The following is a 14455-nucleotide window of genomic DNA, read 5'->3' as shown; positions in this document are numbered from 1 at the left end:
TCACCATGGGAGACTTTCACCAATTCGGAATTATCACCACCCTGCACCAACTCAACCAACGCCCGCTGGAGCACCTGGAAGACGACTTACTGCAGTTCAGAAAAAAGAAACCCATGGCCTTGGTGCTGCCATCGCTTTACTCGGAACTGGAAGGCCCGGCACTTAATGCCATCGTCGATGAAATCGCCAGAGTCCCCTACCTCGACCAGATCGTCGTTGGACTCGACCGAGCAAACGAATCCGAGTATCGCTACGCGCTCCAGTTTTTTGACCGACTCCCCCAGCACCCCGATGTGCTTTGGAACGATGGCCCCCGCCTGAGGAAAATCGATCAACTCCTCCAAGACAAGGGGCTGGCACCACTCGAGCCAGGGAAAGGCCGCAACGTCTGGTACATGTTCGGCTATATTCTCGCATCGGGAAAAGCCCAAACCGTGGCACTGCACGATTGCGATATTACCACCTATGACCGTTCGATGCTCGCCCGCCTGATCTACCCGGTGGCCAACCCGAACCTCAGCTACAAATTCTGTAAAGGATACTACGCCAGAGTTGCAAACAACTCGATGAACGGCCGCGTCTGCCGCCTGCTCGTCACCCCCTTGCTTCGGGCGCTGAAAAAAGTCTGCGGACCAAACGACTACCTTGAATTTCTCGACAGCTTCCGCTATCCGCTCGCAGGCGAATTTTCCCTCTCCCGGGATGTGATCGAAGACATACGGATTCCATCCGACTGGGGACTCGAAATGGGAACCCTTTCGGAAATGCATCGTAACTACGCCACCAACCAGATCTGCCAGGTCGACATCGCCGACACCTACGACCACAAGCACCAAGACCTCTCACTCGAAGACAAAACCAGAGGTCTATCGAAGATGAGCTGCGATATTTCCAAATCCCTCTACCGGAAAATGGCAACCCAGGGCGAAGTCTTCACTCAAGAGCGCATCCGGACAATCAAAGCCACCTACTACCGCATTGCACTGGACTTGGTGGATAGCTACCACAGCGATGCCGCCATCAACGGCCTGAACTACGATATGCATACCGAAGGTTCGGCCATCGAGGTCTTTGCCGAAAATATCATGCAGGCGGGTAACGACTTCCTCGACCCCGAACAATCGATGGCGACCCCCTTCATGCCCAGCTGGAAACGCGTGATTGCAGCCGTCCCTAACATCATGGATATGCTTCTCGACGCTGTAGAGGAAGACAAAAGAGAGTTTGGCAAAGGAGCCAGTTACAATATGGCAAGCCACCCGAAAGTGGTGCAGTTACGTCAACGTGTCGAAGAGCGCGTCCGCAACGTCTACGGCGAAGACAACGTAGACGCTGTCACGGACCGGATCTTTCAAATGGCTCCGCTTGAAACCAAAGCCATTCACAGGACCCCCGAACTCAATAAGTGGACGGAAAACGACGTCCTTGCCATCACCTACGCCGACAGCATCAAACGCCCCGGTGAAGCACCACTCCGCACCCTCTATGAGTTCAGCCAACGGGAACTCAAACAACACATCAACAACCTGCACATCCTCCCCTTCTGCCCCTACAGCTCGGATGACGGTTTTTCAGTGATCGACTACACCAGCGTCAACCCTGACCACGGTGACTGGCATGACATCGAACGCTTCCACAAACATTTCAACCTGATGGCTGACCTGGTCCTGAACCACTGCTCACGCGAATCCCTCTGGTTCAAAAACTTCTGCACCAACACAACACCAGGCAAAGACTACTTCATTGATGCCGCCCAATTCAACGACCTCAGTCAGGTGGTCAGACCGCGTAGCACTCCGCTACTTAGCAGCGTGCAAACCGTCGACGGGGAAAAAGAAGTCTGGTGCACCTTCAGTGAGGACCAAGTCGATCTGAACTTTGCCAACCCCGAAGTCCTGATGGAAATCATCCACATCATCCAGCTCTATCTGGATAAAGGGATTCATGTCTTCCGACTCGATGCCGTCGCTTTCCTATGGAAAGAAGACGGAACCAACTGTGTCCATCGACCCGAGACCCACGAGTTAATCAAGCTGCTCAGGCTCATCATCGAACATCTCGAACCCGCGGCCATTCTGATCACAGAAACCAACGTCCCTAACAAAGAAAACCTAAGCTACTTCGGAAACGGCAACGAAGCTCATCTCATCTACAATTTTTCGCTGCCTCCGCTTTTACTCTACACGATGCTCAGCGGCAACTGCCAGCACTTGAAAAAATGGATGATGTCCATGCCACCGGCTAGGCGCGGTCGAGCCTACCTCAATTTCATTGCCTCCCACGACGGCATCGGCCTGCGCCCAGCCGAAGGATTACTTTCCGGCACCGAACAGCACAACTTGATAGAAACCATCCGGGCCTTTGGAGGAGAGATCTCCATGCGTCGAACACCGGAAGGTGAACTCACCCCCTATGAAGCCAATATTTCTCTCTACTCGTCCATGGCCGGAACCATTGCTAACGGTGAGGACCAGTGGCAACAAGATCGCTACATCTGTGCCCACACCATCATGCTCGCATTGGAAGGTCTACCGGCATTTTACATCCACAGCCTGTTAGCGACCGAAAACGATCGTCAAGGTATGGCCGAGAGTGGAGAACCACGGTCCATCAACCGCCATCAATGGTCGGCCGAGGCACTCCAAGAACAACTGAACACCCCGGATAGCCATCACAAAATCATCTTTGACGAGCTTCGCCGCCGAATCGATATCCGGAGAAAACAATCGGCCTTCCACCCGAATGCCACCCAGTACACACTGCACTTCGGAGCCCAGGTCTTTGCCTTCTGGAGAGAAAGTTTGGATCGTAGCCAGTCGATCTTTGCCTTGCATAACATCTCGGACCAGCCACAGACGATTCCCTTGGTTGAATTGAACCTGATTGCGACCGAAACCTGGTATGATGTCCTCAACGGTGACCACTACGACCAGAACGACACCTCGATCCATCTCCCACCCTACGGTTGTGTCTGGATTTCCAACCACGGTTGAGCCCGAAATCAGCCCTTGCGGGTTTAAGCTTCTCCGCCCTAGCCCAAGCCTTTGAGACGCAATTCAAAACACGCCCCACGCTCACGAGGAACAATCACCAGATCTCCGCCAAGCGCACGCGCCAAGCGGCGGCTCAAGGCCAAGCCCAGCCCCACTCCGGGCTTGCTGTGTGCTGCCTCTTTGGCTGACTTGTGAAAAGCGCGGAACAGTCGTCTGTGCTCCGAGCGATCAACCCCCGGGCCTTCATCGCACACCCGGAAGTACACATCACCGGATGAGTGGGTGTCACCGCCCACTTGAAGCAGAAGGTTTTTTCCGTAGTCATCGCCACTCGCATATTTACAAGCATTATCCACGAGATTGAAAATGATCTGTTCAACGGCAGTCGTATCCACATCCAAGTGGCGCCCTCCCGTTTGATCATCGATCTCAAAGCTCAGATTCATCCCTACTTCATCCGCCCGTTGCTGCAATCGGTCACGGATACGATCAATCAAACGAGCCACCTCAATGTTCTCCACCCGGGCTCTGGCACTACCTCGCTCAATCCTCGAATAAGCGAGCACGTTCTCCACGAGGTGAGTCAAACGCGCCGATTCACGCCGCAAGGTATAGAGGTATTCCTGTTGTTTATCTTCGTCCCGGACCATACCTTCTGCCAGCATATCGGAATACAAACTAAAAGTCGTTAAGGGAGTCCTCAATTCGTGCGTAACCGATGACACAAACGAAGCACGACGTTCGCTGAGTTTCACAACACCTCGCATTAAAGCAACCGCGGCCAGAGCGGCAAGCAATGCCCCAACCCAAGCCACGGCCAGTGTTTTTCGCATCGGAGTCCACCCTACGGGATCGGCTACAGCAACCTCCCCAGGGCTCAGTTTCCAAGGCAAGGCGGCCATCACCATCGGATCATCAGCATAGGGGTCAGGCAATTCACCAAGCAACACCCCGACCCCGCGCCTGACGGGCTCCAACACGGCATTCGGTAACAAATCATCAATTTCCACCAGCAACGACGTCCGGATCTTCCTGGCATCCAACCAGACACCTTGCACTCGCTTACCTGAGGAATCAACCACCTCCCGGGCCAAAATCAAATCCTGACCTAACCATAGCGGTTTCAGAATCGACAAGTGGACTTGATCCATCGAGGCCGCATCGTCCATCAAGCCAGCCAACTTCAACTCTTGTTTCACCTCAGGAAGCTCCGCGCCTCGCTTGCCGGCACCTTGGGAACTTCTGGGAACCAGACCCTCCGCCGATGAGTCAACTTCAGCATGTTGAGACGCCGGTTGATTGTGCGCAGGGGCTTCTTTCTGAGCGCCCTTCTGCTGCAACACCTGCCCAATCGACTTGTTGACAATCGCCTGGCGTTTGGCCTTTTCCGCGCGATTGTAATTCCCTTGGTAGCTATCGTTGTTTCGAACATCGACATTCGGGTTCATCTCCCGCTGCTGCCGGGCAACATCCACCTGGGCTTCCCAAGCCTGACTTTGTTGATCCTCCACTTCCTCTGCCTTGCCTGCAACCGCCTGCAAGACATCCAGATTATTATCGCCGGAAAAATAAGCCACCTTGCTCGGCTTCTTCTTTTTGCTATAGGACGCTACCACATCCTTTGCCTGTCCATTGAGAAATGACTGAAAGCTCTCCCATTCACTTGTTTTATTGTTGGATTTCAGCACCCCGTTCTCAACCTCGAAATGAAGCTTGGCATTTCCCGATTGAGGAATGCGGTCAGGCTCGACCTCAAGATCCTTGAAATGCGATACCGGTCGGTTGTTTTCTTCGGCCAATATTCCGGCTGCGATGGTATCCATCCTCCAAAGTGCCAAACGAACCCGCTCTTCCAGTTCCGCCTTGGCTTCCGCCCTGGCACGTTCTTTTTCCAAATTCAAGGTGTGCCGCGTAATCAAAGCCATGGCTCCGAACACCAGAAAGGCGCACAAAGCTGATAAACTCCATATGATCCACGGTCGATTCATTTCCAATGTCCTTTCGCTACTCTCCCACCATATATCCTTTTCCTCTGACTGTCAGCAGAACCTTCTGACCATCAGCTCCAAGCTTTTCCCGCAAATGCGCAATATGCATATCAATGGTTCTGGTTTCGATATGCTTGGGGTCGATCCTCCAAACCTGCTGTAACAGTTCCTCACGCGAAACCGCCCGCCCCCGGTTCGCAACCAGATACTTTAACAAGTCGGACTCACGCTCAGATATTTTCAAGCGGCTTCCATCCTGCATGCGCAATTCACGTCTCGAAAAATCAGCCTCCCCACCGGAAAAGACATAACACTGGTCACCGACAATCCGCTCACTGCTTCGACGTAACACCGCATCCACACGGGCTAACAACTCCCGCACACTGAAAGGTTTGACGACATAATCGTCAGCGCCCATCGTCAAGCCCCGCACCCGGTCAGACTCCTCGCCTCGAGCGGATAAAATAATCACCGGCTGACCGGGACGATCTTTGCGCAAGGCTTCAAGCACTTCGAACCCACTGTGATGAGGCATCACCAAATCCAAGAGCATCAACTGGTAAGATGCTCGCAAGGCCAGTTGCATGCCTTCCCGGCCATCAGCAGCCGACAACACCTCATACCCGGCAAAGGTCAACGCATCCACGATGCCCTGACGCACCGCGTCATCATCTTCAACCACCAATATCACCGGGTTCTCTTTCATTCCAGATCACAGGCTATCATTTCCGATACGCTACGATTGTAAATGCCGTGTAAAAAACCATCACAACTCCTCGACGAGAATGCGTAAGCCGTCTTCAGAAACGACCCGAACCTCTCTCCCTTCTTCGATAAAGCCATTGGCTGCAGTGACATCGAGAACTTCTCCTCGAATCTCAGCTTTCCCTGCTGGGCGTAAATCCGTCATGGTTCTGCCCTTCATCCCCTCGTGTTGATGTTCGTCCCCCGGTTCACTGATCGCGGCCCCGGTCTCAAGTTCTTTCGACATCACCAAGGAGTTAAACAAAGGAATATTTGGTAAAAAACGCATCAATAATAATGCTAACACAGCCGAACCAAATAATCCGACAGCAAGATGCATCGCCGGTTCATTGATAAGCTTAAACACACCGTCGATCTCAAATCCTCGTCCTTTGGTCTGCTCAAAGGCAACCTCGTCAATCATGGCAACAAACAAGGAGAACAAAATCATGATCGCCCCAAGAATCCCGGGAACCAACATGCCTGGCAGCACAAACAACTCAATGACCACCAAAACCACCCCCAGAACAAACAGGGCCATGAGGCCATACCCCGCCATGTTGCCTGCAGCATAATTACCAAAGAAAAATAACCCGAACGCCAGCAACGAGATCCCTCCTCCGAGACCAAAGCCCGGCGTCTTCATTTCCAGATACGCACCGCCCATGCCAACCAAAATCAACAGACCGGAAAAAGTCGCCACCAGATAGGCAAAACGCTCCATCCCGGCCGGTTGAGCCTCCACGACTTCCACTCCTTCGAGCCCCTCTTTTTCGAGCAATTCCTCGACACTGGAAACAATCCCCTTCGCCAACAATGGCTTACCTTCAAATTCCAGCATCGCTTCATCAGCCGTCAATGTCAGTAACTCCCCCTGCTCAACCTGAATCTTTCCAAAATCAAAATAGTCATCACCAATCATCATGGCTCGAATCACATCCGGATTATGACCTTTGCTTTTCGCAACGGCCCGGACAAAGGCATTAAATGCCGATTCCAACTTCGATCTCATGACTTCAGGGATTTCCCCCTGGCTACTCACCAAGGCGGCCGCACCAATCGCAGACACCGGATGCATATAGATGGCATCGGTTCCCGCAGAAACCAAAGCCCCTGCGCTGAGCGCCTTTTGGTTCACAAAGGCAAAGGAAGGCACCTTGATTTTTTGCATGTCCACCATGATCAGTTCGGCGGTGTCCATCGCCAACCCTCCCGGAGTGTGAAGGTCAAACACCACCGCCCTGGCCCCTTCATCATTGACCCTTTCGATGGTTCGTTGCCAAAATTTAAAGGCATGTTTGTTCACCAGATCTTTTTCCCCGACTTTGATCACCACCACTTTTCCAGCGTAACTCGCCTCCTCAGACTTCCCAAAAACCCTTTTGTTGGGCTCCGGCTCCTCGGCAGCAACTCCTGGCAAAGCAACCCCAAGCAAGACACAAAAATTCAGCAACAAAGCAACGATTGACTTCATGGACAGACCCTAACCCGCCGACCCGTAAATAACAACTCACAACTTCCTGCTTGGTCTCCACGCGATCTGCCACTAAATTAGCACGCATGTTGCGTTCCATTTCCCTCATTTTACCGCTTACCTCACTCGCATGCTCCTGCCTCGTTTCCTGCTCCCCCGACTCTGGCTCTCCCCAGGTGAATCCAGGAAACCCAAGCAGCACCATCAGCCAACTCAGCCAGTCCGAACGCAACAAAATCGGCATGAAAATCTGGCAAAACGAATCCGGGGGCAAAGTCAGCGGACTCACCCACTGGAACGTTGGCGAAGAATTTCCTTCGATGGGCATCGGACATTTCATCTGGTATCCCAAAGGGTTCAAAGGCCCTTGGACCGAATCGTTTCCACGCTTTGTAAACTACGCCCGGCAACGCGGCAGCCAAAACATCCCCGCATGGGTCACAAACGCACAACACTGCCCCTGGCCAAATCGTCAGGCATTCTTAAACGACTTCAATGGCCAGAAACTGAGCAGCCTGCGGCAATACCTCGCCAATAACGTCACGCTGCAAACCGACTTCATCATAGCCACCAGCGAAAGTGCCCTTCCGAAAATGATGGCAGCGGCCCCCGCAGCTCAACGAGCCACGATCAAAAACAATTACCACAAGGTTGCGAGCACCAGCCACGGAACCTACGCCCTGATCGATTACGTCAATTTCAAAGGCGATGGCACCAACCCGAAAGAGCGATACAACAACCAAGGCTGGGGCCTCATGTGGGTGCTGATGGAAATGCGCAATGTCCCCGCCGGACAAGCTGCCGCATCCGAGTTCGCGGCAGCGGCCAAACGGTGCCTCGACAGACGCATCCAAAACTCACCCAAAGCACGTGGTGAATCACGCTGGAAGGCCGGGTGGCACAACCGCTGCAACACCTACGCCAGACCGCTCTAAACCAATAAAAACAAGGGGCCGAGATAAACGTTTGTTTAAGCCTCTAAATGAAGAATTTTGCTTCCACTATGCAAGAATTGACCGGTTTTAGCAAAATATGCACAGTGATCTGTCTAATTCGGGACGCGTATTCGTGTATCCTCTGCTATATAAATGGCGCGATAAGCCCCCTAATTTTTACAGGGTGAATAGGATTCCCTATTCTTCATTTTCCTACCAAAGAACTAACCATTAATTCATTATGAGTAACGTTGCTACAGAAACTACCCCCGATACCGATAGTTCAAAACAGGCGCCCAGCCAAGACGCCTGGAAAGGTTTCAAACTCGGAGCCTGGACCGAAACCACAGATGTTCGCGATTTCATCCAGCGCAACTACACCCCCTACGAAGGCGACGAATCCTTCCTCTCAGGACCAAGCAAACGCACCGAAGCCCTCTGGGACGAAGTCAAAGAGCTGATGAAAAAAGAACTCACCTGCGAAGGTGCGGTTCTTGACGCGGACGAAAAGACCGTCAGTTCAATCGTTTCCCACGGTCCGGGATACATCAACAAGGAGCTCGAAGTTGTCTTTGGCCTCCAAACCGACGCCCCACTCAAACGCGCTCTCATGCCATACGGCGGACTTCGCATGGCTCAGAATGCACTCAGTGCGAACGGCTACGAAATGGATGAGCAGACCGCCGAAGTTTTCACCAAGTACCGTAAGACCCACAACAACGGAGTCTTCGACGCCTACACCGATGATATTCGCGCCGCCCGTAGCGCCGGTATCGTTACGGGACTTCCCGATGCCTACGGCCGCGGCCGCATCATCGGTGACTACCGCCGGGTTGCCCTCTACGGCACCAAGTATCTCCAGGAAGAGCGACTCAACATTTGGAAAAACGACTACAGCGACGAACTGACCGAAGAGAACATCCGCCTGCGCGAAGAACTCTGCGAACAGTACCGTGCGCTTGGCGAACTCGAGGAACTCGGCAAAATTTACGGCTTTGATATTTCACGCCCCGCCGTCAACGCCACAGAAGCGGTGCAATGGACCTACATTGCATTCCTCTCAGCGATCAAGGAGCAAAACGGAGCCGCCATGTCCTTCGGCCGGGTTTCCACCTTCATTGATATTTACATTCAACGCGACATCGACGCCGGTCTGATCACTGAGGAAGAAGCTCAGGAACTGATGGACCAACTCGTGATCAAACTGCGCATGGTCCGCTTCATCCGGACGCCCGAATACAACGCCCTGTTCTCCGGGGACCCAACTTGGGTAACGGAAGCCATCGGTGGTGTTGGTGAGGACGCCCGTCCACTGGTCACCAAGAACAGCTACCGCTTCCTCCACACACTGTATAACCTCGGTCCGGCACCCGAGCCCAACCTCACAGTGCTCTGGTCCGAGAAAATGCCTGACGCATTCAAACTCTACACATCCAAAGTGGCCATCGAAACATCCTCGATCCAGTTTGAAAGTGATGACCTGATGCGCGGCTACTGGGGCGATGACTATGGAATCGCCTGCTGTGTCTCTGCGATGCGCATCGGTAAACAAATGCAATTCTTCGGAGCTCGTGTCAACCTGGCCAAAGCCATGCTTTACGCCATCAACGGAGGTAAGGATGAAATGACCGGTAAACAAATCGCACCGGTAAGCACACCGATCACCGGAGACGTACTTGAATACGATGAATTGATGGAGCGTTACGACGGCCTGCTCGACTGGCTCGCCAAAACCTACGTCAGCGCCCTGAACGCGATCCACTACATGCATGACAAGTATGCCTACGAACGCGTGGAAATGGCACTGCACGATCCGGAAATCCTTCGCACCATGGCCTGTGGTGTGGCTGGCATCTCCGTCGCCGCCGACGCCATCTCAGCGGTAAAAAATGCCAAGGTCAACATCATCCGCAACGAGGAAGGCCTGGCCGTCGATTACAAGATCGAAGGCGACTTCCCCTGCTACGGCAACAACGATCCGGCAGTAGACACCATCGCTTCGGATCTGGTGGAGAGCTTCATGGACAAGATCCGTGCACTCAAAACCTACCGCGACGCCATGCCTACCCAGTCAGTGCTTACCATCACCTCCAACGTGGTTTACGGTAAAAAAACCGGTAATACCCCGGACGGACGTCGTTCTGGAGAGCCGTTTGCCCCTGGAGCCAACCCGATGCACGGCCGCGACAGCAAAGGAGCCATCGCTTCAATGTGCTCGGTTGCCAAACTGCCATACGAACACGCCCAGGACGGCATTTCCTATACCTTCTCGATTGTGCCCAAGGCACTCGGTCGCGACATGGATGCCCGTAAGCAAAACCTCAGCAGCCTGCTGCAAGGATACTTCTCCGAGGGTGGTCACCACATCAACGTCAACGTCTTCGACGTCGAAACCCTGCAGGATGCCATGGAGCACCCTGAAAAATACCCACAACTTACTGTGCGGGTTTCCGGATATGCGGTAAACTTCGTCAAGCTGACTCGTGAGCAGCAGCTCGACGTCATTACCCGCACATTCCATGAGCATCAATAGCACCCCTTTACCATCATGCGGCCAAGCAAACACGCTGCCGTTTGATGGAGAAGAATTGGACGACGCGGTTCCCCTCGACACAAAGAGGGAAACTGCGGACTCCGGTTTCGTTCATTCTTTTGAAACCGCCGGCACCTTGGATGGCCCCGGACTACGCTACGTGGTCTTCCTGACCGGGTGCCCTATGCGCTGCCTGTACTGTCACAACCCTGACACCCAGAAGCTGAAACAAGGAAAATTCACCGAGGCATCCCAGATTCTCGATGATCTCTCCCGCTACAAAAACTTCCTGATTCCCTCAGGTGGAGGTCTCACCGTCTCCGGTGGCGAGCCTCTTAGCCAAGCTCCCTTTGTCACCACCTTGTTCGAAGGAGCAAAGGAAATGGGGCTGCATACCACCCTCGATACCGCAGGATCCATGCCAATGCGCTTCAGTAAACGTCTGCTGGATGCCACCGATCTTGTTCTGCTCGACATCAAGAGCTACCAACCGGAAATTTACCGTAAAGTCACCAACTTTGATCTCGCCCCCACCCTGCTCACGGCCCGCATGCTGGCCGAAAACAAAAAGCCGGTCTGGCTCCGCTATGTCGTGGTCCCCGGCCTGACCGACGGCGAAGAAGCGGTCCGGGGACTAGCCAAATTTGCCGCACGGAAAGGCAACATCGAACGGGTCGAATGCCTCCCGTTTCACAAAATGGGCGAATTCAAATGGAAAGAACTCGGAATGGATTACGAACTGACCGAGACCCAACCACCCAGCGCGGATAAGATGGAAAAAATCCGCGACATCTTCAGATCTTGCGGGCTCGATGCCCGATAAGCCACAGGCCTCATTTGTGGCCCCATTTGTGGCCCCATCGAGCGCACTCTGCACTTCTGTGTATGCGGCCTGTTCCTTGGGTTTTTAAAAACCCATCACCAGCCCGAAGCTGCGAGCAAGATCCGAGACATCTTCGCCACATACGGCTTAGACGATGGATAAAGGATCTGGCATAAACAAGTCGCTCCAAGGAAGGGTCTCATCCCCCACGAACCCTTTCTGCGAACCTTGCACGTGAGCACCAATTTCACCCCCTTACAACCAATCCATCCATCATTATGAAAAACCGCTGGCTCATTGCCGCCTCCGCCGTTGGAATCCACGTTTCGATTGGATCCATTTACGCCTACAGTGCCTGGAAAATGCCACTCGAAAACACCTTCGGCTGGACCACCAAAAACACCTCGTTCGCGTTCAGTATCGCCATTTTCTTCCTCGGTATCTCCGCTGCCTTCCTCGGCCGTTTCATCGAGAAAAAAGGACCATCCAAAGGTGGACTGCTATCCGCGGCCTTCTTCTGCATCGGCCTGCTGGGATCCGCAGCTGCCTGCTGGCTTGAAAACCTGTACATGTTCTACCTGTTTTTTGGTGTCGTCAGCGGCATCGGCTTGGGCCTTGGATATATCGCGCCCGTATCCACCTTGGTTAAATGGTTCCCGGACCGACGCGGGCTCGCGACAGGTCTCGCCATCATGGGCTTCGGATTCGGCGGCCTGATCTGCGCCAACCTGATCGATGTCTTTGTGCCCAAACAGGGTGAGATCGTGCTACCGGCAACAGAAAAAGCCTACGACTACCTTCAACTCAAGGAGAAGGACCCGGTTGCAGCCGAGCAAATGATCGCTGGGGCACCAAGCGTCAAAGAGTTTACGGCAAAAACCAACAAGGCTGCGGAAATGTTCCGCAAGCAACAAACCGACAGTGCAGAATACAAAGCGCTCGAGAAAGTAGGCAAGGACTACAAAAAGGCTGTTATCTACGATAAGAAGTCGATCGCTACCGCCTTTGCCTTCCTCGGAATTATCTACCTCTGTGTGATGCTGCCAAGTTCACTCTACATCACCCCCCCTCCAGCGGACTATGCGGACAAATTTGCCAAGGGCAAGGGTGCCCAAAATGGCAAAAAATCAAACAACCCGGCAGGCGAAATGACCGCCATGCAAGCCATCCGCACCCCAGGTTTCTATGGCCTCTGGATCATGCTATTCATCAACGTTTCCTGTGGTATCGCCGTGATCGCCACAGCTAAGAAAATGGGCTATGAAATGGTTCGACTCGATATCCAAATGGCCAGCCTTCTGGTAATGGGGATCTCCCTCTTCAACGGTCTGGGTCGCATCATTTGGGCGTCCTTCTCCGATGTGATTGGCCGGGCCAACACCTACATTGCCTTCTTCGCTATCCAGATCATCGCCTTCCCTCTGCTGGCGAACCTGACCTCGATGCCCATCGCCTTCATGGCCGTCACCTTCATCATCCTCACCTGCTACGGTGGTGGATTTGCCAGTATCCCGGCCTACATCAGCGACCTATTCGGATTGAAGGAAATGCCAACCATTCACGGCTACATCCTCACCGCCTGGTCCGCAGCTGGCATCGTTGGCCCCATGATCAATGCCTTTGTTTACGAAAAAACCGGAAGCTATCAACAAAGCCTCTACATTTTCGGAGCCGCCTTCATCATCGCTCTGATCGTCTCCGTGCTGATGCACTTCGAGATCAAACGCATGCGACGTCACTACAGCAGTCTGGAAGTGGAAGAGCAGCGCACCCACGCCCACGGCGTCTAATCGATTCCCTGAATCACCTACACACACACAACAAGCTGCCGCTGTCACCGAGACTCCCGCAAGGGCCTCTGACAGCGGCAGTTTTTTATTCTGAAATCGACAACTTCGAGTTTCTAAATCATTTGAACCTTGCCAAATCAAGATCTCACCGCGAAAGTCTCAATCAACATTCCCCAACAAATTATGGATTGGTATTATTCTCAAAACGGAGCCCAACACGGACCTGTCCCAGAACAGGAATTGAAAAACCTTATCGCAAATCAACAAATCCGAACCACGGATATGGCGTGGCACGATGGCATGCCTAACTGGCTCCCCATCAGCCAGGTTCCGGAATTGGCAGCACTCGCAGCCCCTCAAACAACACCGACCGCGGCAAGCGCCCCCGGACAAGCTGTTGCGGCACAGCCGTCACCCTATCAAACTCCACAAGCGGCTCCTCAGTTCAACACCGGAGCCCCTCAACACCACATTCCCAATTACCTCTGGCAATCCATTGTGGTCACGCTGCTCTGCTGTCTCCCCGCCGGTATCGTCGCTATCGTCTACGCAGCCAAAGTGGACGGACTCAAAGCGGCCGGTGACTGGCATGCCGCCAAAGCAGCATCCGACAACGCCAAAACCTGGTGCCTCTGGTCGGTAGGTCTCACCTTGGCGGTCTTCGTCATCTATTTCTTCATTGGTATAGCCGGAGGATTAGCCGGAATGTAACCCGCCTTTAGCAAGGGAATGACGCCGCCCCCGATACAGAGCGAACCTCGACCCGTGGTTCGCTGGAGACTGGTGCTCGTCCTGATGTTTGCTGCCGGAGCTGCAGCCCTTGCCATTCTCGTCCATCAGCGTGGCCCCTCGGCCTTTCCCTTCGCGTGTCTGTTCAACCGCTGGACCGGGCTCCACTGCCCGGGCTGCGGCATGACTCGGGCCACCCACGCCCTGCTCCATGGAGAACTCTTCACAGCTCTCGGCTTCAACCTGCTCGGAGTAATCGTCTTCCCGATCGCTATCGTAGGTCTCCTGATCGAACTTCCGGCATGGCTTCGGGGCCAACAGCCAACATGGAAACTCTCATTCGGTCGCTACGGAGCCAGAACGATCGTGGTGGCATTCCTTCTCTTTTTTCTCCTGCGCAACCTGCCCTGGTACCCGTTCAACCTGCTTGCGCCAGGTTAAAAAAT

10 protein-coding genes are annotated in these 14455 nt (G+C 53.6%); 7 read left to right on the top strand and 3 right to left on the bottom strand.

Annotation, left to right across the window (positions count from 1 at the left end):
- Nucleotides 1-5 precede the first annotated feature (5 nt).
- Nucleotides 6-2993: an alpha-amylase family glycosyl hydrolase gene (locus tag HW115_RS19640; protein ID WP_227021191.1), complete on the top strand. Its 2988-nt coding sequence runs from the start codon at nt 6-8 to the stop codon at nt 2991-2993.
- Between the two features lie 38 nt (nt 2994-3031).
- Here the strand turns inward: HW115_RS19640 and HW115_RS00255 are convergent, their stop codons facing one another.
- The 3 genes from HW115_RS00255 to HW115_RS00245 form a co-directional block, all read right to left on the bottom strand.
- Nucleotides 3032-4918, bottom strand: a complete 1887-nt coding sequence (locus tag HW115_RS00255) for a sensor histidine kinase (protein WP_178930574.1) — start codon at nt 4916-4918, stop codon at nt 3032-3034.
- Nucleotides 4919-4997: 79 nt separating this feature from the next.
- The gene (locus HW115_RS00250; RefSeq protein ID WP_178930573.1) at nt 4998-5687 is read right to left on the bottom strand and encodes a response regulator transcription factor; all 690 of its coding nucleotides are present in this window, start codon (nt 5685-5687) and stop codon (nt 4998-5000) included.
- 60 nt (nt 5688-5747) lie between these two features.
- Nucleotides 5748-7199, bottom strand: coding sequence for an NfeD family protein (locus HW115_RS00245; RefSeq protein WP_178930572.1), 1452 nt, complete (start codon nt 7197-7199; stop codon nt 5748-5750).
- Nucleotides 7200-7285: 86 nt separating this feature from the next.
- On the opposite strand from HW115_RS00245, the gene HW115_RS00240 reads away from it, so the two are divergent.
- The 6 genes from HW115_RS00240 to HW115_RS00215 all read left to right on the top strand — a co-directional run bounded on the left by HW115_RS00240 (nt 7286) and on the right by HW115_RS00215 (nt 14450).
- Nucleotides 7286-8134 (top strand): hypothetical protein, encoded by an 849-nt coding sequence (locus tag HW115_RS00240; RefSeq protein WP_227021190.1) that lies wholly within the window; start codon nt 7286-7288, stop codon nt 8132-8134.
- A 241-nt stretch (nt 8135-8375) separates the two neighbouring features.
- Nucleotides 8376-10667: a formate C-acetyltransferase gene (gene pflB, locus HW115_RS00235; protein ID WP_178930571.1), complete on the top strand. Its 2292-nt coding sequence runs from the start codon at nt 8376-8378 to the stop codon at nt 10665-10667.
- Nucleotides 10654-11490 (top strand): pyruvate formate-lyase-activating protein, encoded by an 837-nt coding sequence (gene pflA / locus HW115_RS00230; RefSeq protein WP_178930570.1) that lies wholly within the window; start codon nt 10654-10656, stop codon nt 11488-11490. The genes pflB and pflA overlap by 14 nt, the downstream gene beginning before the upstream one ends.
- A gap of 278 nt (nt 11491-11768) precedes the next feature.
- Nucleotides 11769-13280 (top strand): OFA family MFS transporter, encoded by a 1512-nt coding sequence (locus tag HW115_RS00225; RefSeq protein ID WP_178930569.1) that lies wholly within the window; start codon nt 11769-11771, stop codon nt 13278-13280.
- A gap of 183 nt (nt 13281-13463) precedes the next feature.
- Nucleotides 13464-13991, top strand: a complete 528-nt coding sequence (locus HW115_RS00220; RefSeq protein ID WP_227021189.1) for a CD225/dispanin family protein — start codon at nt 13464-13466, stop codon at nt 13989-13991.
- A gap of 54 nt (nt 13992-14045) precedes the next feature.
- The gene (locus HW115_RS00215; protein WP_178930567.1) at nt 14046-14450 is read left to right on the top strand and encodes a DUF2752 domain-containing protein; all 405 of its coding nucleotides are present in this window, start codon (nt 14046-14048) and stop codon (nt 14448-14450) included.
- The last annotated feature ends 5 nt before the right edge of the window (nt 14451-14455 follow it).

This window comes from Oceaniferula marina (assembly GCF_013391475.1).
GTDB classification, from domain to species: domain Bacteria; phylum Verrucomicrobiota; class Verrucomicrobiia; order Verrucomicrobiales; family Akkermansiaceae; genus Oceaniferula; species Oceaniferula marina.
The sequence above is the reverse complement of the archived record's forward strand: the minus strand, read 5'-3'. Positions and strand labels throughout refer to the sequence as shown.